The 20,196-nt window shown below is 42.0% G+C and carries 20 protein-coding genes and 2 pseudogenes; 16 read left to right on the forward strand and 6 right to left on the reverse strand.

Annotation, left to right across the window (positions count from 1 at the left end; all coding sequences use genetic code 11):
- The first annotated feature begins 117 nt into the window (after window positions 1-117).
- From F7734_RS53135 to F7734_RS53170, 8 genes and pseudogenes are all read left to right on the forward strand, one after another.
- Window positions 118-543 carry a lysozyme inhibitor LprI family protein gene (locus F7734_RS53135; protein WP_166482716.1) on the forward strand — a complete coding sequence of 142 codons (426 nt, stop codon included), beginning with the start codon at window positions 118-120 and terminating at the stop codon, window positions 541-543.
- Window positions 544-1,089: 546 nt separating this feature from the next.
- On the forward strand, window positions 1,090-1,755 hold the full coding sequence (locus F7734_RS53140) for an effector-associated domain EAD1-containing protein (protein ID WP_207714424.1): 666 nt from the start codon (window positions 1,090-1,092) through the stop codon (window positions 1,753-1,755).
- Window positions 1,756-1,829: 74 nt separating this feature from the next.
- The gene (locus F7734_RS66545; RefSeq protein WP_155752313.1) at window positions 1,830-3,461 is read left to right on the forward strand and encodes an effector-associated domain EAD1-containing protein; all 1,632 of its coding nucleotides are present in this window, start codon (window positions 1,830-1,832) and stop codon (window positions 3,459-3,461) included.
- Window positions 3,458-4,588: a MoxR family ATPase gene (locus tag F7734_RS53150; RefSeq protein ID WP_155752314.1), complete on the forward strand. Its 1,131-nt coding sequence runs from the start codon at window positions 3,458-3,460 to the stop codon at window positions 4,586-4,588. Before F7734_RS66545 ends, F7734_RS53150 begins: the two co-directional genes overlap by 4 nt.
- A complete protein-coding gene (locus tag F7734_RS62625) occupies window positions 4,588-7,239 on the forward strand; it encodes a formylglycine-generating enzyme family protein (protein ID WP_207714425.1) in 2,652 nt (883 codons plus the stop codon). The genes F7734_RS53150 and F7734_RS62625 overlap by 1 nt, the downstream gene beginning before the upstream one ends.
- 301 nt (window positions 7,240-7,540) lie before the next feature.
- Window positions 7,541-8,368 (forward strand): formylglycine-generating enzyme family protein, encoded by an 828-nt coding sequence (locus F7734_RS53160; RefSeq protein ID WP_155752315.1) that lies wholly within the window; start codon window positions 7,541-7,543, stop codon window positions 8,366-8,368.
- A 159-nt stretch (window positions 8,369-8,527) separates the two neighbouring features.
- Window positions 8,528-8,620 (forward strand): annotated as a pseudogene (locus F7734_RS64715) (four helix bundle protein); the annotation flags it as partial.
- 478 nt (window positions 8,621-9,098) lie between these two features.
- A complete protein-coding gene (locus tag F7734_RS53170) occupies window positions 9,099-9,308 on the forward strand; it encodes a hypothetical protein (RefSeq protein WP_155752316.1) in 210 nt (69 codons plus the stop codon).
- Between the two features lie 724 nt (window positions 9,309-10,032).
- Here the strand turns inward: F7734_RS53170 and F7734_RS53175 are convergent.
- Window positions 10,033-11,310: a ribulose bisphosphate carboxylase small subunit gene (locus F7734_RS53175; RefSeq protein WP_155752317.1), complete on the reverse strand. Its 1,278-nt coding sequence runs from the start codon at window positions 11,308-11,310 to the stop codon at window positions 10,033-10,035.
- 441 nt (window positions 11,311-11,751) lie between these two features.
- Between F7734_RS53175 and F7734_RS53180 the strand changes: the two are divergent.
- The 6 genes and pseudogenes from F7734_RS53180 to F7734_RS62635 all read left to right on the forward strand — a co-directional run.
- Window positions 11,752-12,710 (forward strand): annotated as a pseudogene (locus F7734_RS53180) (cytochrome ubiquinol oxidase subunit I); the annotation flags it as partial.
- A gap of 66 nt (window positions 12,711-12,776) precedes the next feature.
- Entirely contained in the window at window positions 12,777-12,920 is a 144-nt protein-coding gene (locus F7734_RS66550) for a hypothetical protein (RefSeq protein ID WP_347566443.1), read from the forward strand.
- Window positions 12,902-13,102, forward strand: a complete 201-nt coding sequence (locus F7734_RS66555; RefSeq protein ID WP_347566444.1) for a type II toxin-antitoxin system RelE/ParE family toxin — start codon at window positions 12,902-12,904, stop codon at window positions 13,100-13,102. The genes F7734_RS66550 and F7734_RS66555 overlap by 19 nt, the downstream gene beginning before the upstream one ends.
- Before the next feature lie 3 nt (window positions 13,103-13,105).
- Entirely contained in the window at window positions 13,106-13,366 is a 261-nt protein-coding gene (locus F7734_RS53190; RefSeq protein ID WP_155752318.1) for a hypothetical protein, read from the forward strand.
- 48 nt (window positions 13,367-13,414) lie between these two features.
- Window positions 13,415-13,723 carry a hypothetical protein gene (locus F7734_RS62630; RefSeq protein WP_155752319.1) on the forward strand — a complete coding sequence of 103 codons (309 nt, stop codon included), beginning with the start codon at window positions 13,415-13,417 and terminating at the stop codon, window positions 13,721-13,723.
- Window positions 13,720-13,806, forward strand: coding sequence for a hypothetical protein (locus F7734_RS62635; RefSeq protein ID WP_347566445.1), 87 nt, complete (start codon window positions 13,720-13,722; stop codon window positions 13,804-13,806). The genes F7734_RS62630 and F7734_RS62635 overlap by 4 nt, the downstream gene beginning before the upstream one ends.
- Window positions 13,807-13,833: 27 nt before the next feature.
- Here the strand turns inward: F7734_RS62635 and F7734_RS53205 are convergent, their stop codons facing one another.
- From F7734_RS53205 to F7734_RS53225, 5 genes are all read right to left on the reverse strand, one after another.
- A complete protein-coding gene (locus F7734_RS53205; protein ID WP_155752320.1) occupies window positions 13,834-14,190 on the reverse strand; it encodes a helix-turn-helix transcriptional regulator in 357 nt (118 codons plus the stop codon).
- A 52-nt stretch (window positions 14,191-14,242) separates the two neighbouring features.
- The gene (locus tag F7734_RS53210) at window positions 14,243-14,380 is read right to left on the reverse strand and encodes a hypothetical protein (protein WP_155752321.1); all 138 of its coding nucleotides are present in this window, start codon (window positions 14,378-14,380) and stop codon (window positions 14,243-14,245) included.
- 379 nt (window positions 14,381-14,759) lie between these two features.
- Window positions 14,760-15,095: a ribulose bisphosphate carboxylase small subunit gene (locus F7734_RS53215; protein ID WP_155752322.1), complete on the reverse strand. Its 336-nt coding sequence runs from the start codon at window positions 15,093-15,095 to the stop codon at window positions 14,760-14,762.
- 113 nt (window positions 15,096-15,208) lie between these two features.
- Window positions 15,209-15,580, reverse strand: a complete 372-nt coding sequence (locus tag F7734_RS53220) for a chaperonin family protein RbcX (protein WP_155752323.1) — start codon at window positions 15,578-15,580, stop codon at window positions 15,209-15,211.
- Window positions 15,581-15,681: 101 nt separating this feature from the next.
- Entirely contained in the window at window positions 15,682-17,112 is a 1,431-nt protein-coding gene (locus F7734_RS53225) for a form I ribulose bisphosphate carboxylase large subunit (RefSeq protein ID WP_155752324.1), read from the reverse strand.
- Window positions 17,113-17,654: 542 nt separating this feature from the next.
- Between F7734_RS53225 and F7734_RS53230 the strand changes: the two genes are divergently transcribed.
- Together F7734_RS53230 and F7734_RS53235 are read left to right on the forward strand one after the other, a co-directional pair.
- Window positions 17,655-18,167 carry a GNAT family N-acetyltransferase gene (locus tag F7734_RS53230; protein WP_155752325.1) on the forward strand — a complete coding sequence of 171 codons (513 nt, stop codon included), beginning with the start codon at window positions 17,655-17,657 and terminating at the stop codon, window positions 18,165-18,167.
- Window positions 18,168-18,347: 180 nt separating this feature from the next.
- On the forward strand, window positions 18,348-19,472 hold the full coding sequence (locus tag F7734_RS53235; protein WP_166482717.1) for a two-component regulator propeller domain-containing protein: 1,125 nt from the start codon (window positions 18,348-18,350) through the stop codon (window positions 19,470-19,472).
- Window positions 19,473-20,196: the final 724 nt, after the last annotated feature.

Here is a 20,196-nt window from a genome sequence, read left to right on the forward strand (position 1 = left end):
GACTTTTAAGATTCTTATCTTTTGCCTCTGAAAATTTTTTCATGGTTTATACTGTTTGTTTACTCAATCTTTCTCAGAAAATATATTGAGTTGTAAGTTATAAAAAATACAATATTTATGTCTGTAAAAATTAGAGAGCAGAGACTAATTACCAGTTTATTAAGCATAGCGATCGCGTCCCTTTCCTTTGCAGCAATTTCCACACCAAGTGCAGCACAAGAGATTGTTGCTCAAAGAGTTAATTGTAACAAGGCAGTCACAACACCAGAACTTAAGTATTGTTCTCAACTGTCTTACCAAGCAGCAGATAAACGCTTAAATGAAGTGTATAAAAAAGTGACATCTAGTTTGATTAACGAGCAGAGACAAATATTTGTTTCTGCACAGCAAGCTTGGATTAAATTCCGCGATAACAACTGTAATTTTGAAACTTACGGTTCTCGTGATGGAACGGGGTATGAAATTTTCCGAAACGGATGCCTTGAGAGACTGCAAAACAACGCACAAGGATTTGCAAGATTTTTTATCTCGGTAATTTTTTAACTAGGGGTAGGGGTAGGGAGTAGGGGGTAGGGACGAGCTAAGAGGTTTTCATAATTGGTGATGAAAATTTTTTCATCGAAAAGCTTATATTTTCGGAGAGTGGGCACAGAAGATCCTGTTAAGGTGACTTATAAAATTTTGATTCAGGCGGCAATTCCTCATTTTCTCTGATGCGCTCTCTGCGCCTCTGCGGTTCAAAAGTAATTTATTTAACCGCCGAGACGCAGAGTACGCAGAGGTAAGAGGTGAGAGAGTTATTAATTTCCTGAAGTTTTCACCCACCGTTGACAGGGCTAGGTAGGCAGTGCCCACCGCCCCTTCCCACAAAGAAGGTGCAAGATGTCAGTCTCCCTGCATCCCCTGCTTTGGTTTTAGATATGTTGGCCTTGGGAATTTTACAGAATATATTAAGATTATTGATGAGTCACAAGTATTGTAGTTTAATAAGATTGGTTATCAGGGAAAATGTCCGTATTTAAGCTTTCAGCTTAGAAAAAGTATCTTAAACAAATCTACAGCGCAATCTTATCAATTACAGCAAAACAAATGTCAGAACAAGATAAAGGCTCCATTGAACTGGCTGAATTAATTCAACAGGTCAAAGAAGGCCTTCTCTCAGTTGCACCTGGAAACGATAAGCCGGGTACGGCTTGCGCCAAGGGCGATCGCGATGCTCCTTTCTTGTTTGTGGATTCTGTAGAACTAGAGTTACAGGTGAGTGTGAAACGTACTGCCAAAGCAGGAGCCAAGGGAAGCGTTAAAATTAACGTGTTGGGAACTGGGGGTGAAATTGGTGGTGAGGTAGGAGACGAGCGCAGTCGAGATGATATTCATAAGGTGAAAGTCAAATTATCTCCTCTGTTTGATAAAGAACTTTTAGTGAAGTTTTACGAGAAGAAATATTCGGAAAAAATGCCCGCGACGTTGAAGAACAGTTTAACAGGGCTCTTTAATGATGATGAGGAGAGCAACCTAAATTTAGACAATGAGCAACGAAGAAAACTGAGAGATGCTTTAATGGGTGCGTTTCCAAATAAAGCTGAATTAGAGAGGATGCTAGATGATAAGTTAGGTATTCCTTTAAATACTATTGTAGATAGTGGAAATTATACAGATGTTGTATTCGAGCTTATAAAATCGGCTAATAGTCAGGGGCGAGCGCAAGCTCCGATGGAGGCTGCATATGCCACTAATTCAGGTAATCCGAAATAGAAAGAATTTATCCAAGAAATTGGCTTAGTTGATGTGTAGTTAAAGTCAAAGTCTATAAAAAAGAGAAATCGCTTGTGGCTGTGTCAACAAATGAAACTAACACATACCCAGAACTCGTGAAGGATGCAAAAGAGTCTTTACGGGATGCCTTAGAGAGTGCTTACATAAAGGCAAGTGAACTTTCAATAATGATTGACGATTGTTTGGACGAGAAACTGAATAAAATTGCTCAAGGAGAAACACATACAGAATTGGTTTATAATCTCATTGAATGGGCTAAATCACAAGGACGACTGAGAGAACTAGTTATTGCAGCCTCTAGAAAAAATTTGGGAAATCCCAAATTAAGAAAATTTGTTACACAATATTTCATTTTCTTATTTGAAGATATAAATAAAGATTTATTATGTCCTAAACTTATCACTGCACTAATTGAAGTTTTGAGAAATTGTGAAGATTTTACGATTATTAGAGATTGTTGTATCGAGACAATCCCAGATATCACAATTCATCGTTCTCAAGAAGATGACGATATAAAGAAGCAAGAGCTAGTGCCTACAGTTAAATGGTTAATTGTTCTAGGTTGGTTACTTAAAGATTATCCTAAAACCAGAGAAGGGAAACCGCGCATTCTTAAGTTTGTAGAAACTCTGAAAAAGCAAACACAACAATGGGAATTTGCTAAAAAACTCTCTCAATGGCAACAGCAATTTAAGGAATGTTATAACTATCAGGAGTCAGGTTCTCGTGACTTAGAACAACAGATAACAACGCTTCGAGGTAACTTGGTGATTTTTGTCCACATTTCAGATACTGCGCCTCAGACGGAAAATCAAAGTTCTCATCTCCATGTTAACGGGTTTATCTGTATTGAAACAGTTCGAGAAAACGGTTCTCTTCAAAACCAGTTGATTCCTATACAAAATATACAACCTTCGCTAAGCTGTGATTTAAAATTGGTAGAGGAGAGTTTGAAAGAGTGGGTATTACAAGCAGAAACTGAGCTAGGTAATGAAGCAGGGAAGCTAGGTTCTTCGTATGATTTAACTATTGAATTCTTTTTACCTTACGAATATTTAGCAACAACTGTCGAGCAATGGAAAGTTCGAGAGGGTTCCTCTCGATGGCAGAAGTTAAAGGAAATTGGAAAAAAACATCGAGTCGTAGTACGATCGCTAGATAGATTGGAGGACAGTGATTTGCTCAATCGATTGGTTAAGACATGGCAAGAGGCTGAAATATTTTTGCAGAAGAACCCTAGTGAAGAAGACATTCAAGCAAAAATAGAAAATTTGGATTGTCTTGTTGGCTGTAACTGGGATAACTTGACTCGTCGGTTAGAATCATTGCAAAAGATGACTTTAAAATTACCCTGTGTGATGTCGGGTTGTGAAGCATCGAGTAAACCAACTCATCTATCTAGATTATTTGAGTCCGGTTTGCTAGGAGGAACTCCAATTATCTTTTGGTCTCGACGATGCAACTTATCTGGTAGTAATGTGTTTTCTGAAATGGATCGATTGTTAAAGGCGGAAATGCTTTCAAATTTGGATTTGTTTCTAGAAGAAGTTATGAAAATACGAAAAGCTGCACCCGATGCTCAACACCTGGGATCTAATTTGGCAATTCTATGTGATGAACCAAAAAGATTGAGACAAATCAAGAAGTTACTAAAGGAAAATAAATTTTGGGGGATGAGTGTATGAGCAGCGAACAGCAAGACTGGTGGATTTTTTTGGGAAATGGCGAGCAGAGCGATCGCATTACAAAGCTACCTTCACCTCCACCTTGGCGACAGTTTCGGCATCCTGTTGACCCCAAAAATCTCGCTCAAAGTGCTCGTGATTACTGGAAACAACTTCCAAACACTATTCCTATTCCTGATGCTGATTCCTCTTCTGATTCTACTTCTAATTCTTCTTCCGAGTTCTCCCGCGATAAAAAAAGAGGACAAACTTTCCGCTTGCACTCAGCCAAAAAGGACATTGTTAATGCGGTTAATGCTGCTCTTTATTTGCGCCGTCCCCTATTAGTAACTGGAAGACCGGGTACTGGGAAAACTTCGCTTGCGTATGCGATCGCCTACGAGTTACAATTGGGTTCTGTGCTCAAGTGGCCTATTACTACACGCTCAACTTTGGAGGAGGGTTTGTATCAGTATGATGCTTTGGGAAGGCTACAAGCAATCCAACAAGAAACAGCAACTCAAAAGGAGCAGCAAACCATCACATCATCTCAAGAAACTAGCGAATCTAACGATATCGGTGAATTTGTTCGATTGGGACCATTGGGAACTGCTTTTCTCCCTTCACCCTACCCACGAGTTTTATTAATCGATGAAATTGATAAAAGCGATATTAATCTACCTAATGACTTGCTAAATTTGTTGGAAGAAGGAGAGTTTGAAATACCAGTTCTCAAACGCCTTGCCAAACGAGAGCAGAATTCTGTAGCAGTTGGTACTGCTGACGATCTGAGTTTTCCCCTCGTAGGTGGTAAAGTTCTCTGTCAATCATTTCCACTGATTATTATGACGAGCAATGATGAACGAGATTTTCCCCCTGCATTTTTACGACGTTGTTTACAAGTGAAAATGCCAAAACCTAATGAAGACGATTTGAAAACTATTGTCAAAGCTCATTTGGGTGAAGAAATTACACAACAAGTCAGCGATCTCATTACTGAATTTGCCAATAAGAGCAATAGCGAAGCTGCAAAATTGGCAACCGATCAACTCCTTAATGCTATCTTTTTACGAACTCACAATGCAGTAACTGAAGATCTGAAAAACTTAGTGTTCACTGCGCTAAGTAATACGGAGCCAAATCGCTAATGGAAAAAATAATTGGTGTATTGGCAAAACAAGATCTCACAGCAGAGGAAATTACTGATATTCTATGGCTAGCATTATTGCAGTGGCAATCTACGACAACTGTATCAAACAAAGAGCCAACTACTACCGCTTCTGTATCTGCCAAAGATTCACCTCGCGTGACGCATTTACAGACTGATAACTTTGATAGTTCTCCACCTGTAGTTCCACCTCCTCCCATTAAACCCCCAACGACTGTTCCCCTTTATTCGCGTTCCACCGAGTCTTCTTCTCAATCTTCTTCTCAAGAATCACTTCCTTTTTCAGTTCCAAATGCAGCAGCCATACGCAACTCGCGCTCGCTTCTAAGATCGCTTCGTCCTCTCATGCAGCGAGTTCCTTCCCAAACTTTATGGCGCTTGGATGAAAACGCGACAGTTCAATTTATTGCAGAGACAAGGCTTTGGTTACCTCAACGTGAGCCATTGCAGGAACCCTGGTTTGAATTAGCGATCGTTGTGGATGCAAGTCCTTCAATGTTGATTTGGCAACGTCATATACTTGAACTACTGGGATTGCTAGCACAGACAGGCGCTTTTCGGGATGTCCGAACGTGGAGTTTAGACGTTAACTCTGATGGCAAATTGTATTTGTATCCAAAACTAGGTGTCAGAAGCGATTGCCAACAACCTCATAGTCCCCAAGAACTCATCGATCCGACAAAACGGCGATTGATATTAGTCGTGAGTGATTGTATTTCTCCCCGATGGGAATCCGGTAAAGTAACAACTGTATTGAAGGTTTGGGCAGAAAACGGAATTGTGGCATTATTACAAATGCTACCAGAATGGATGTGGGATAGAACAGCCCTATTTCAAGTTCCCAAAGTTCGACTCCACAGTCAAGCTCCGGGAATGGTAAACCAAAAGTTATCAGTAGTTAGACGCGATCGCTGGCGTAAAACGACTGCTCGAGATATTAGAGTTCCCGTGCTCACTCTAGAAGCTCCTGTTATAAGTCTTTGGAGCCAAATGGTTTCAGGAAAAGGGAATTTGGGATCTCCGGGCTTACTCTTTTCACCAATCGAGCAAACAACTTCTGTAACAGATATAGATTTACCCTTGGATACAGCAGAGAATGTGAATTTATCCTCAGAAGAACGGGTACAACGATTCCGAATCTTTTCTTCTCCAATGGCACGTCGCTTAGCTGGGTTGTTAGCAGCGTGTCCAGTTATCAGTTTGCCCATCGTTAGAATGGTTCAGGATGCAATGGTTCCTCTATCTGAACAAATGCATGTAGCAGAAGTACTACTCAGCGGGTTATTTAGGTTGGCAACTCCCATTGAGGCACATACAAATCCTGACGAAATTGAGTATAAGTTTTCTGATGAAGAAATTCGTCGGATTTTATTAGATTCCACACCAGTTACTGATACATTCAAAATTTTATCTAGTTGGATTGGTAAGCGGTTGGGAAAATCGATCAATGAGTTTCTTGCTATCTTGCGAACACCTGAGTCTAATTCAGCCGCACAGCAAGCTCTACCATTTGCTGAAGTCGCTATACAAGTTCTCAAACGGCAAGGAGGTAAGTACGGTGATTTTGCCACTAACCTAGAACAACGTTTACGACCATCTCAATTTACAGAACAAGATTTATTCTTGTCTGAACTTCCACCCCTAAAAACCTTTGAATTTGAAGTAGCAACTATCTCCATTGAGGATGAGGATGGGACAGACACTTCTTCAGATATCAACTCTTCAGATATCTCCATTGAGGATGGGGATGGGACAGACACTTCTTCAGATATCAACTCTTCAGATATCAACCTGCAACCTTTTGAATTTGAAGTAGCTACCATCGAACGGAAAAAATCGGGTCGGCTGCAGTGGAAAACAGAGTTAATAGTTAAACAGAGTCGGAAACAAGCTTGGGGCTTTATTGAAGACTTGGGGAATGGAGTGCAGTTAGAAATGGTGGCTATTCCTAAAGGTAGCTTTTTGATGGGATCGCCAGAAGATGAACCAGAGCGAAGAAGCAATGAAAGCCCTCAACACACAGTGACAATTAAATCTTTTTTCTTTAGCAAATACCCACTTACCCAGGCACAGTGGAGGGCCGTGGCGTCTCTTCCCCAAGTCAAGCGCAAACTCAACCCAGACCCCTCTGGTTTTAAAGGTGAAAATCGACCTGTGGAAAAAATTTCATGGTACTCCTGTGTGGAGTTCTGTGATCGCCTTTCCCGATACACTAACAAAACTTACCGTCTGCCTAGTGAAGCTGAGTGGGAGTACGCTTGTCGAGCAGGTACAACAACTCCGTTTCATTTTGGTGAAACACTTACATCTGATTTGGCTAACTATAACGTTTACTGCAAAGAAACTAGACCTGTCGGGAGCTTTGGTGTAGCTAATGCTTTTGGATTATATGATATGCACGGGCAAGTCTGGGAATGGTGTGCAGACCATTGGCATAGGAATTATGAAGGAGCACCTACAAATGGCGAAGCCTGGATAAATCAAGTTAAAAAAAATGATAATCAAGAAAGAATACTGCGCGGTGGCTCGTGGGACAACCTTCCTGTTAACTGTCGTTCTGCGTGTCGCCACAAAGACCTCCCCGACCTCGCCTACAGCAGTCTCGGGTTTCGCGTTGTGTGCGGTGTTTAGTCGAGGACTAATAGCCCTTGACACTTGAGCAAATTTGCACTTGGCTCTTCTTCTCTGAGCACTTGGTTAGCGTAACGAAGTGGAGCCATCTAAATTTTTTTTGAGTTTGCCTCTGCCTAAGATCTTAATAAAAGGCAGTACACTATCTTTAAGTTAATTTTCCCTTGGGGAGTATATCATGCTTTTCGGAAAATTAAGTTGTCGGATTTCCGACTTCTTGAAAACCTCGGGAATCTTGCAGCCCATAACCAACCATAAAAATTTCTTTTCCCTAACCCCCAGTCCCTAGCCTCTAACCCCTATGACAAAAGTAGTCATCAATCGTTCTCGACAAACAGCACAATATTTTATTGAGGAATTGGGTAATGGAGTCGAACTAGAAATTGTGCTCATCCCTGGTGGCAGTTTTTTGATGGGTTCTTCAGAAGAAGAACTTGGACGCTTAAGCTCTGAAAGTCCTCAACACTCAGTATCAGTCAAACCTTTTGGCATGGGCAAGTATCCAGTTACCCAAGCACAGTGGAGAGCAGTTGCGTCTCTTACCCAAGTGAATCGCGAACTCAAACCCAGTCCATCTTATTTTAAAGGTGACAATCGACCAGTTGAGCAAGTTTCATGGTATGATTGTATAGAGTTTTGTGATCGCTTATCCAACTACACTAAAAGAACTTACCGACTACCGAGTGAAGCTGAGTGGGAATATGCCTGTCGAGCAGGTACAACAGATCCATTTCATTTTGGCGAGACAATCTCGGCTGACTTAGCAAACTATATAGGCGGTTCCTATGGTAGAGGGAAAAAAGGAGTTTATCGCAAAGAAACTACACCCGTCGGAAGCTTTGGCGTGGCTAATGCTTTTGGGTTATACGATATGCATGGGCAAGTTTGGGAATGGTGCGCTGACCATTGGCATGAGAATTATGAAGGAGCGCCTACAAATGGCGAAGCGTGGATAAGTCCAATAGAAAAAAATGATAATCAAATAAGAGTGCTGCGCGGTGGTTCGTGGTGCGACGTTCCTGGTTACTGTCGTTCTGCGTGTCGCTACGACATCAACCCCGTCAACGTCTTCGACTCTTTCGGTTTTCGGGTTGTATGCGGTGTTTCGTTGAGGACTAATAGCCCTTGACACTTGAGCACTTTTGCCTTCGGCTTTCCTTCTCTGAGCACTTGGTTAGCGTAACGAAGTAAAGCCATCTAAAATTTTTTCAAAAATCCAATTACACTTTAATAGTAGGTCATATAAATTACAGTCTGTAAATTTTGCCTGAAATTTTCTCACAACCGTATGGAAGAACTACCAAGTATCCAAAAAACCTACGATTTGACTATTCTGAATCGCCTACCCAAAACTCACAAATTTATCTTAGGGGAAAGGATAGGGCAAACGCATTAAAAATTGATAAGAATGAACTTGACAAAAATCTATAGATATGTATATGAAGTTCTAGATTCTTTGACCCAATAAAGCAGGTAAAATGATTGTGTGATAAATTCAATAAAGAACTTAGTCGAATGAAATTATCAAAAAGTAGTAATCGGGAAGGGCGGCGTAAAAATGCACCCTCGGAAAGCTATCTGGAAAAATCCGGACACAGCGGACTATTCGTGTGCCAAAAATAATTGCCACACAAGTAATGGAACTAGCCCACAGACTAGATTCTAGGGTGGAAATTGATTTTGACACGAAATGAGTTTCTGAAAAAATGAATGAGTGACAGAATCAAATTCAGCCGATTTTGAAAAAATCACGAAATTCAAATAGTAAAGTGATCCTCCAGGAGGGAGAAGCCCAAAGAGCGATAGCAACGAAAAGCGCCACAGGTGATCGCCAAGTAATAATGCCTTCAAATGGGAGTGTGAAATTATCACAAAATCAAAATCGGGGTTCTCGCACGGCGAATTCTGAGAATTATGAAAATTTGACGAAATTACATCTGGGATGTAGGTTGCGATCGCGTAACGTCTCCGTTCGCGCAGCGTCTCCGACAGGAGAAGGAGAATCGCTGGTTGCAGTGTTTAGAGCGGCGGATCAAAGATGTACAAACGTTGTCGCAGGAAATTGCTAGTTGGGAACAACAACGGAATGCTGTATATGCAAGTGTAGATTGGCGCTTTAAGACTACTGATGCACGGAGAAAAATGGAGCGCTTATACCCGACTGTCTTACCTAGAGCGCCGATCAAGTAGAAGTATTTGACATAAAATGCAAGATATGTATCTCGTGTAAATCGAACTTTTAGGCGCTTAGGTTTTATGCGATCGCTAAAGACTAGACCTAAAAATTTAGCATGAAATAGGCGTTTTAACTTATACACGTAATTCTGTTTTTCTCAACCATTATTACTTGACAGGCGCTCTAGGCTCCGCCTCCTAAGATCGCGAGGCTCTCTCTGCCTTGCTGTTTGCATTCCCAGGTAGAACCCATTTGTAACAAGTTAAGGTCAGGATGTATTTGTCAATCTATCTATAGAATGAGAATACGTCAAAAACCGTGATAGAAAACATGATTTTTGGATTAGCGATCGCTAACATCTTTGTACTTATGATTCATACTTGTTCTGAAACCTGAGTACAAAGCTAAGTTTGATATCTCATTTTTGACTCACTTTTCCACATAATTTCTAATTGACAAAAGCAATTTTATCTTAACTTGTCACAAATGGGTAGAACCTGGGAACGAGAGAATGAAGCGGTGCTCAAAGCCCACCCTTGTGGTACAGGTTAGAAGCCCGTACCACAAGAAGAAATTTGGGTAATTTTCTCTTAATAGCCAAGAAGCCCACAATTCAACTACCGCTTTCCATTGGGACGTTGAATAATGGTTTCCACAACTCGCCGCTTTGCCTTTGGATCGATACCAACTAGGCGCACATAGTCACTCCCATGTTCTCCAAGACAAGATTCAATGGCTGAGATGGCATCATCTTCACCAGTGATTGAGTGTGTTATACCACTCGTCCATGAACCTGTACGAAAGCGACGCTCATCTACATACTCAATACCAATTCTGTAACCTTGAGACAGTATCTGACGTACTTGTTCTATTGTCTCAAGACTCAACTTTGTATTGGATCGTTGCTGTTGTTGGTAGCCATTACCATTTGTCGGTGTTGCAGGCTGAGAGGAACCATTCGTTGATGGCTGATAAGTTGGCGCTGCAGGTGGGGGGGCTGGTTGATAATTTGAGCGCATCCTGATGTTGTACTCGGTTACCAATCGAGAATCATCAACTCGTTTTTGCTCGCCAACCATCAACTGACCTGTCTCAAGTAAATGGGACAAGCTGAAATCTGGCTTTTTAAATTGTGGCGGTCCTTCAACGCTATTGACGACACGCTGCGATACCCGTTCAATCCCCACATCGTAAATAAAGTGGCGGATTTGTTCGTCATAAATACGCGATCGCATTGCGCTGAAGAAATCTACCGATTGATTTGGGAAAGTGTCCACCAGTTGTTCAACTTCCCGTTGCGAAAGCCCGTCTTCACTAAAAATCCCACCGACGATACCAACTTTATCATTTCGGTCTGGGTCCCAGTAAAATTTCTCCATCCTACCATCACGAATAAGTGGCGCGTAAAGGGTAGAGAAATCATTACCCGTCACAATAATAGGTACGCGATGTATGGGAGTAGCATCGTAGCTACCAGGGAGTTGCACATCAGTTGGATTGTCAGCAATATTCATCAGCGTAGCGTTCACCAACTGAGTATTTACCGTATATTGCGTACCTTCATCAAAACGTCCCGCACCTGCATCTAAATCGTTAATCATCAACACGCACATTTTACCGCGCACGCGAATCTGTTCTGCTGTTTCTCGATAGCGCAAGCGAATCAAACGTGCTGGATCTCCTGCATCTGGGCTTTCGAGTTCACCGCCTGATATGAGAGTCGCTTCAATACCCATTCTCTCAAAGACTAACTCACATTGAAAAGACTTGCCCTCGCCCTTACGACCGTGAATACCCAGAATTAAGGGAACTCGGACACCAGGAATATCGAGAAAATTTTTAGTGATATGGACAGCGAGTTTGTCCAAAAAGCGAGGAGAAATGTAATAACCCATGAACCGCTCCGATTGTTTCAATCCCTGTCAGGGATAAAGTATGAAGGATGAAGAATCAAGAATTTTCAATCCAGTGTAAAAAATTTTATATTTCCTACTTTTGGCAGTTGACTGAGTGTTTATCCTTATACTTCAACCTTTATCCTTCAAATAACTTTCTTAAATCAATATTAATTTTATCTGGTTCAGACTTTTCAATGCTTTTGGAAAAAAACAATTTTCTCTACTTATTGACCTAATTACATTTCCTTCTGTTCTTAAAAAGACCTTAAAAATACCAGTATCGTCGTCACTTCAAGCTAATTATAAAGATTGGAAGAAATACGAAAATTTTCTAATTAGTAAGATAGCATTGACAAGGCAAGTATAAAAAATTGGATATAGAAAGTAAATTTACTTAGAAAATAGACAAGGCGAAGTTTTGCATAGAGGAGCGCGATCGTGGAGTTTTTGTCTGATACCGTAGTATTGTCGCGCATGCAATTTGCGCTTACAGCGTTATTCCATATGCTTTGGCCTGTACTGACTACAGGCGTAGCTATCTATCTAGTGATTGTTGAAGGCGTGTGGTTGAAAACTCGCAATACCGATTACTATTACCACGCCCGCTTTTGGTCAAAGCTTTATATTCTCAATTTTGGTATTGGGGTAGCGACTGGTATCCCAATGGAATTTCAGTTTGGGACAAACTGGGCACCATTCTCTGAAGCCGTTGGTAACTTTTTTGGTAGCGTCATTGGGTTTGAAGCATCTTGGGCATTCATGCTGGAAGCTGCTTTTTTGGGCATCATGGTGTTTGGCTGGGAACGAGTCAATCCCACAATTCACTATCTCTCCACCATTCTGGTTGCCACTGGCGCAAACTTATCAACTTTCTGGATTTTAACAGCAAATTCCTGGATGGCATCTCCTGCGGGTGGGAGGATGGTTAATGGCAAATTTGTGGTTGATGATTATTTTCAGGCAATGTTTAGCCCATCCATGCCAACAAGCGTTCTCCATATGTTCCTCGCTACGCTTGAGACTTCATTGTTTGTCATAGGTGGTATTAGTGCGTGGTATATCCTCAACAATCGTCAACCAGCTTTCTTTGCCAAGTCCCTCAAATTGTTATAGCAGCAGCGATCGCGATCGCACCATTGCAAATCTACGTTGGGCATTTGAGTGCCGAACAAGTTTACTATCTCCAGCCCTCCAAACTAGCAGCGATGGAAGCGCAGTGGGATACAGTTCCGGCGGGACAACCTGCAAATTGGAGTTTAGTGGCAATACCTAACGAGAAGACAGAAAAAAATGATTGGGAAATTGCAGTTCCCAATGCACTAGGTTACATTCTGGAATTCAAGAAAAACTTGTCTGCACCCGTTCATGGGTTGAAGGAATGGAAACCCGAAGATAGACAACATTGCTCAGCAAAAATGGTTGATGCGAGCTTGGATTTTGACTGCGACCTCTAAACGCTATTTATGGAAGTAACACCCAAAGAAGTTATTTTGTATGAAACAGCAGGCGGTAAGTGTCCATTTAATGACTGGTTAATATCATTGCGCGATCGGAAAGCAGTCGATAAAATTACATCAGGGTCAGAAGAATTGAACAAGGTAATTTAGGAGACTATAAAAGCGTAGGTAAAGGTGTTTGTGAGTTAAGAATAGATTATGGCGCAGGATATCGAATTTATTTTGGTCAAATTGGCAATATTATAATCGTTTTGTTATGTGGAGGAGATAAAAGTACACAAGATAGAGACATTTTGCAGGCACAACAATACTGGGAGGATTACGGGAGTTAAAAAATGGTTAAAAAAGGTATTAAATTTCATAACTATCTCATTAAGACACATCTACAAGTATCAGAACGTGCTGCTGGGTATTTAAGAGAAGCTCTCGAAGAGGGAGACTTAGAACTTTTGCAAGTAGTAGTAGGAGATTTAATAGAGGCAGGTTATGAAGGTTTTAAAATCGTTGCAGAGCGATCGCATATAAATGGAGAAACACAAGAGGTTTTTGATATTGAAATGGTACCAGAGATATTGAAAGTAAAAAGCGTTAGTTAGTAAAAAAGTAAAAACCAGGCGTGGTTTGTCCAAGTCTTATTAAATTATATGACAGAGCATTCCCATAAACCTAAAAACTACGATGCAGTTCTTGGTGGCAACAACCAGTTACCAATAAATGGTGTTGTGTTGGGAGGTTTGCCTGGAGTCAAAAAACGTCTAATGAGTGGAGCTATAGAGGTAAAAATTGCTGCCCTACAAGAAGCGATCGCCTACGGGCAAGAAGGATTACACTTAGTGATTCAGGCTTTGAACGATGAATCAAAACAGGTACAAAGAACAGCATATTTGCTACTGAGACAACGGACAGAACTAGAAGTTTTGGAGGCGATCTCACGGGGCATATCTACTCGGTGACTTCCTTGGCTTTCAGTCCCGATAGTCATACTTTAGTCAGTGGATGCGGTAATAAGAGTGTTAAAATTTGGCGCGGTGCGTAATGCATTAGGGCTTTCCAACAAAACTGACTAAGAGCGTTCTTGCTCTAAAGAATCGTGTTGTGCATCAAGGGCGAAAAGAGCTTCGAGGTTCTTTAACTTCACAGGTTCCCGCTCGGGAAGGTGAATCGCGATTTCTATAGAACCACCAAGAGCACGGACGATATTCGCAAGTGTAGCAAGTGTGATATTATCTCGTCGTTCAAGCCGTGAAATGTAGGACTGACCGACTCCGAGACGTTCAGCGAGTGCGTCTTGAGACATTCCTGTGATTTCTCTAATTGTCTTGAGGATGTGAAGTTCTCTCTTTATCTCAAGAGCCCGATCGCTTATGCGTTTCTGAGCTTCTGATGAAAACTGCTTTCTTTTTTCTTGGTAAGATTTCATTGCTGCTTCCTTTGTTGTAACTCTTCTAGATGTTTTTTAAAACGTTTGTCAGCTATGGGAATGTTCTCCCTAAAGTTGGTCCTTCTTCTGACAGCACATCAAGTACCGCCGCGATCTCTTCTTGAAGTGCGGGTTCTTGCAGGTCAAACCATGCTTCAAACTCGTCGTAAAAAAGTATTTCCCATGCCATATTTCTATGCCATATATAGAATATATGACATATATATCATATTCGTCAAAGTGGTTATTAGCATCTAATTCTATTAACTAAACATATAACCATACAGTAACTTAAAATGAATTTACCTGCACCTACTTATCGCTCTTTCATGACTCTCACCAGAAAAAAACATATAATCCTTGCTATACAAGACTTTCACGCAAAAAGCATGATTTTTACAAGGTGCAGCTTTGCCCGCATGGTCATACTTTAGTTAGTGGATGCGGTAATAAAAGTATTAAAATTTGGCGCGGTGCATAAAAAACAGAGGTAGAAAATTCTACCTCTTCCATTTGGGGATAAATTAGAGACTTACAGCTTGTTCACAATTATGTCCAACTAAGCAACCTTAGTATCTGCTCTGATTGGGCTTGTGAACAATAAAGCTGAGAACTTGGCACTGCTTGATGTTGTCGAAACCAACAACACGGATAAAGCAATTGCCGTACTGAGAACGGCAAGACTGCACTTCGCTCAGAACTTCTTGTGTGCTTCTAGCGCCGAACAAAGGTAGTTTCCACAATGTCCAGTAAAATACAGTTGGCTCAGATGTTTCATTGAACTCGATCGCGGGGATGTATCCCTGGTCGATAATGTACTGAACCTGTCTGCTAATTTGAGCATCAGTGAGGGGAGGCAGATAAGAAAGGGTTTCGTAACGGCGCTCTTTTGGTAAGGTTTGCATAACTTAAGTAATGATGGGTAGTTGTTTATTAGTTGTTAGTTGTTAGTTGTTAGTTGTTAGTTGTTAGTTGTTTTTCTACCAACAAACAACCACTAACCACTAACCACTAACAATTAACCATTCTCTTGCTCTGGGCTGGGAGTTGAATCGCTGATTTGCGTGATGCGCTCAAGATGCTGGCGACGGTGTTCCATATTGGCTTGCTGAATGCCAGTACGAACCATTTCCGGTAAAAATTCAGTTATTTCTTCCGCAATATGTTCTCTAACAGTCATGATTCGCAATGCCAAATCCGGCTTTTCCTTGAAAAGCTCCCGAAGGTATGCTTCTCCATCTTGAATTTTGTCTGCTGAGAAGCGTTGTAACCAAAGTGCCAAGGGAGGATTTGTTTCGCTAAGTTGAGCTAACACCGTCCTCAATGCCTGATAAGTCAGGTAGCTTTGCAGCGTCTTGGCTGTGTCTTTCGCAATTTGCTTGATGTTCATGCTTGACCCCAGCCCTCGTGATTTCAGATTTTAGATTTTTGATTTTAGATTTTGGATTTTTAATTAATAATCCAAAATCCAAAATACGAAATCCAAAATCATCACACGGTATCAACTGCTTCAAACTCGAACTTAATTTCTTTCCACAGTTCGCAAGCAGCTGCCAATTCAGGAGACCACTTAGCAGCTTCACGGATAACGTCGTTACCTTCGCGTGCCAAGTTGCGACCTTCGTTACGAGCTTGAATACATGCTTCGAGCGCAACACGGTTAGCGGTAGCACCAGGTGCGTTACCCCATGGGTGACCGAGGGTTCCACCACCGAACTGTAGTACAGAGTCATCACCAAAGATTTCTACCAGTGCTGGCATGTGCCATACGTGGATACCACCAGAAGCAACAGCCATTACTCCAGGCATGGAAGCCCAGTCTTGGGTGAAGTAGATACCGCGAGTCTTGTCTTGCTCGACGTAGTTTTCACGCAACAAGTCAACAAAGCCCATTGTGATTGCGCGATCGCCTTCCAACTTACCTACTACGGTTCCGGTGTGGATGTGGTCACCACCAGACATACGTAATGCTTTAGCCAAAACACGGAAGTGGATACCGTGGTTCTTCTGACGGTCGATTACCGCGTGCATAGCGCGGTGAATGTGGAGCAACAAACCGTTGTCACGGCACCAGCGAGCCAATGTGGTGTTAGCGGTGAAACCTGCTGTTAGGTAGTCGTGCATGATGATGGGCATCTTGAGTTCTTTAGCAAACTCAGCCCGCTTCAGCATTTCTTCGCAGGTTGGAGCGGTAACGTTGAGGTAGTGACCTTTGATTTCACCGGTTTCTGCTTGTGATTTGTTGATAGCATCAGCTACGAACAAGAAGCGATCGCGCCAACGTTGGAATGGTGCGGAGTTGATGTTTTCGTCGTCTTTGGTGAAGTCCAGACCACCGCGCAAACACTCGTATACAGCGCGTCCGTAGTTCTTAGCAGACAGACCCAATTTTGGTTTAATGGTACAACCCAACAGAGGACGACCGTACTTGTTCAGTTTGTCACGCTCTACTTGGATACCGTGAGGAGGTCCTTGGAATGTCTTCAGGTAAGCAACTGGAATCCGTAAATCTTCTAAACGAAGTGCTTTGAGAGCTTTGAACCCAAATACGTTACCTACAATCGAGGTAAACATATTGGTTACAGAACCTTCTTCAAACAAGTCCAGAGGATAGGCAATGTAGGCAATAAATTGATTGTCTTCACCGCGAACTGGTTCAATATCGTAACAACGACCTTTGTAACGATCCAGGTCGGTCAACAAATCTGTCCATACAGTTGTCCAAGTACCAGTGGAAGACTCAGCAGCCACAGCAGCACCAGCCTCTTCAAATGGAACTCCAGGCTGGGGTGTAACACGGAACGCCGCTAAAATATCTGTATCTTTTGGAGTGTAATCAGGGGTGTAATATGTTAATCTGTAATCTTTTACCCCAGCTTGATAGCCTGATTTCGACTGAGTCTTCGTTTGAGCGTAAGACATACTTTCCCTTCCAAGAAGTCACTCTTTGTTATACCCACAAATCACGTCACGTGCATTTTTCTTTCGCCCCTAATTTTTCCCTGCTGGGCAAGGATCGATTAGAAGAAACTATGTATCTTGTCACTAAATAACCCGAAATTCAAATTTTTTTGAGTAATTTGAGGTAAATCGGACTTAAACGAACTCCAAATTCACGTTGCTCGCTTTTCCTGCAACTTCTTGACAGAAATCCCAAGATGTGGTGAGTGAAAGAGTCAACTTGCACGTCACGTGATTTGTAACTTGTCTCACAATATATCAAGAAATCAATAAGTTATTCTTTGAATATTTTTAACTTTTTCATTTAAATTTGTTATTAAATATTTTTTTCAACATTTTATTAAGAATGCTTTACAAAGTACCTTCAATGATTGTAAGCCGCAGCCAAAGAATGTTAATGATGGCTTGCTATTGGTAAGCGTTCTAACTACCAACAGTTAGCAAAAAATTGCTTGCTAATGACTTGCATTCATTTACTCTTGTTGTGTACAACTTAGTGTAAAATGCGTATTCCTAAACTTGAAACCCAACGTCTTCTCTTACGGGAATTTCGTGAAGAAGATCTTGATGCTTATGCCGAGATGTGTGGTGACCCAGAAGTTATGCGCTACATCGGTACTGGGAAACCATTATCTCGATGGGAGTCGTGGCGTAGCATGGCAACAATGCTCGGACACTGGCAACTTCGTCAATATGGAATGTGGGCTGTGGAAGAACGCCAAAGTGGTGAAATGATTGGTCGAATTGGTTGCTGGAAACCAGAGGGTTGGCCGGGATTCGAGATTGGATGGACATTGCGAAGGCAGTACTGGGGACGCGGTTTTGCTACAGAAGGTGCAACAGCAGCAATGGATTACGCTTTTAACGTACTACAACAATCTCATGTCATAAGTTTGATTCGTCCACAGAACACAGCCTCCATAAGAGTTGCCCAAAAGTTAGGAGAAAAATTGGAAGGTACAACAGAAATCTTTGGAAGTGAAGCAGTAATTTACGGGCTGGAGATTGGGGATTAGTTACTCGTCTCGTTCCCAGGCGGAGCCTGGGAACGAGAGTTGGGGATGTGATAAAAAAATACCACCTGTGGGAACACTGGGTTTAACCCAAAGCTTATTCAAAGAAGGGGAGTGGGGAATAGGGCGCAATGTCTCTTATTCCCATTCCCTTGAGGAAACTGTTTTAAAGGAAGTGTAACCGTGGTGTTTCTTTGCAAGCGTACTCGATTATTCATCAGTTCTATCCTTTTAGGGTTTGTAGCATTGCCAAATGTGACTCATGTAGCTATGGCAATTCCAGCAACCGCCCAAACTGATAGTCAAAATCTCCAAGCTCAAAAAATTCTCAACGTAGATCCATCTGAATTAACTCCAGCTTACCCACCGTCTGCTCCACCACCCCGACAAGATCCATTACCTGATGAACGGCAACTGCAAGAACGTTTGCACGACACCGATTATCGCATCAATGCTTTACAACAAGATGTCACAGGTAACCTCTGGGTAGGTTCTTGGCGGGGATTGTCACGCATTGACCCGAACACTGGTAAGATTTTAACTCGGGTTAATTTACCAAATGTAACAATTGGTGCGATCGCCCAAGATAAAGTAGGGCGTTTGTGGGTAGGAACCTACGAGGGTTTGCAGCGAGTTGACATTCGCAGTGGTGAAATTACAGCACAGAATTTATTTTTGCCTTCCAAGCGCGTGTTATCTTTGTTAGTGGATAAGCGTGGCTACTTGTGGACTGGAACAGATACTGGCTTAGCCCTAGTCAGCCCCGATCAAGGCTTAATCATGACCACCTTAAAAAACCTACCAGGCGTCAGTGGTAATGCCATGACTTTAGACGCCGAAGGTCAACTTTGGGTGGGTACGCTTGATGGTGTAGTACGAGTTAATACTGCTAATGCCTACATCATGAAGCGGATTAATAATTTACCAGGCACAACCGTGCAAGCTTTAGCGATTAGCCCGGAAGGATTAATTTGGGCTGGAATGCCAAACAATTTGTTAGTTATCAACCCAAAAACTGGTATGGTGTTGAGGTCAGTCGCTCGCCTACGCGGACGTAACGTGACTGCTGTGCGGTTTGCTAAAGATGGAAGTGTTTGGGTTGGTACCAATAACGGTTTGCTACGATTAAACCCATATACTGGAGGGTTGTTAGACGAAATTCCCGGTCTTCCCTCTAGCCGTGTTCTCAGTATTGCTCCTGATATCGGCAATAAATTATGGATTGGCACTAGTGAAGGTTTAGCTTGGTTAATGCCGAAAATGGAAAAGGCGCAACCTCATCTTGCTTTCACTCGTGCTGTGAAGTAGGGAATGGGCATCTCTTGTTATCTCATCAAAACGGAACAAATTGTTCTCTCACCTCTTACCTCTGCGGACTCTGCGTACTCAGTAGTTAAATAAATTACTTTAAAACCGCAGAGGCACAGAGATCGCAGAGAAAAAAGATGAGAAATTGCCAACTGAATCAAAATTTTATGAATCCCCTTGACAGGGCTAGGTGGGCAATGCCTGTCTGTTAAGCCTAAAAATACGAAAACACGTAGGTTGGGGAGCCACTCACATGCTCTGGTTTCCAGAGTTGAGTGAAGTGGCGTTTGAGGAACGAAACCCAACATTGACAGACATTTGTTGGGTTTCACACACGGGTTTACCCAACCTACAATATCCGATATCCCTTGCAGTATTGGGGCTAGGTGGGCATTGCCTACTAAATATGAGTAAAATTTTACACTTATACGAGACAATTTTCTAGTGTTGAGTAATAATTAACCTATCCTTTGATAGATGCATATCCTGTCAGCACCCCGCACTAAAGTGACGGGGCTTCATGCCTGGTGCATTTTAGTTAGTTGACCAGACTATCAGCCTTAAACAAGCTGGGTTTACATTAAGTGTTAAAGTTCTCACCTTGGGATGCGAAGCTAGTTCCAAGCTCTGAAACCAAACAATTAAACAGTTTTACGAGGGGGTGCGATTCGTTGTGGAAGAATCCCGGTATCCAGTCCGGAAATAACTCCACCAACCTGACGGC

The sequence above is a fragment of the Scytonema sp. UIC 10036 genome (assembly GCF_009725235.1).

What these genes read in the sequence shown, in the direction of transcription:
- F7734_RS53135 (WP_166482716.1), top strand. Translation starts at nt 118, where the DNA reads ATGTCTGTAAAAATTAGAGAGCAGAGACTAATTACCAGTTTATTAAGC.
- F7734_RS53140 (WP_207714424.1), top strand. Translation starts at nt 1,090, where the DNA reads ATGTCAGAACAAGATAAAGGCTCCATTGAACTGGCTGAATTAATTCAA.
- F7734_RS53150 (WP_155752314.1), top strand. Translation starts at nt 3,458, where the DNA reads ATGAGCAGCGAACAGCAAGACTGGTGGATTTTTTTGGGAAATGGCGAG.
- F7734_RS62625 (WP_207714425.1), top strand. Translation starts at nt 4,588, where the DNA reads ATGGAAAAAATAATTGGTGTATTGGCAAAACAAGATCTCACAGCAGAG.
- F7734_RS53160 (WP_155752315.1), top strand. Translation starts at nt 7,541, where the DNA reads ATGACAAAAGTAGTCATCAATCGTTCTCGACAAACAGCACAATATTTT.
- F7734_RS53175 (WP_155752317.1), bottom strand. Translation starts at nt 11,310, where the DNA reads ATGGGTTATTACATTTCTCCTCGCTTTTTGGACAAACTCGCTGTCCAT.
- F7734_RS66550 (WP_347566443.1), top strand. Translation starts at nt 12,777, where the DNA reads ATGGAAGTAACACCCAAAGAAGTTATTTTGTATGAAACAGCAGGCGGT.
- F7734_RS53190 (WP_155752318.1), top strand. Translation starts at nt 13,106, where the DNA reads ATGGTTAAAAAAGGTATTAAATTTCATAACTATCTCATTAAGACACAT.
- F7734_RS62630 (WP_155752319.1), top strand. Translation starts at nt 13,415, where the DNA reads ATGACAGAGCATTCCCATAAACCTAAAAACTACGATGCAGTTCTTGGT.
- F7734_RS53205 (WP_155752320.1), bottom strand. Translation starts at nt 14,190, where the DNA reads ATGAAATCTTACCAAGAAAAAAGAAAGCAGTTTTCATCAGAAGCTCAG.
- F7734_RS53210 (WP_155752321.1), bottom strand. Translation starts at nt 14,380, where the DNA reads ATGGCATGGGAAATACTTTTTTACGACGAGTTTGAAGCATGGTTTGAC.
- F7734_RS53215 (WP_155752322.1), bottom strand. Translation starts at nt 15,095, where the DNA reads ATGCAAACCTTACCAAAAGAGCGCCGTTACGAAACCCTTTCTTATCTG.
- F7734_RS53220 (WP_155752323.1), bottom strand. Translation starts at nt 15,580, where the DNA reads ATGAACATCAAGCAAATTGCGAAAGACACAGCCAAGACGCTGCAAAGC.
- F7734_RS53225 (WP_155752324.1), bottom strand. Translation starts at nt 17,112, where the DNA reads ATGTCTTACGCTCAAACGAAGACTCAGTCGAAATCAGGCTATCAAGCT.
- F7734_RS53230 (WP_155752325.1), top strand. Translation starts at nt 17,655, where the DNA reads ATGCGTATTCCTAAACTTGAAACCCAACGTCTTCTCTTACGGGAATTT.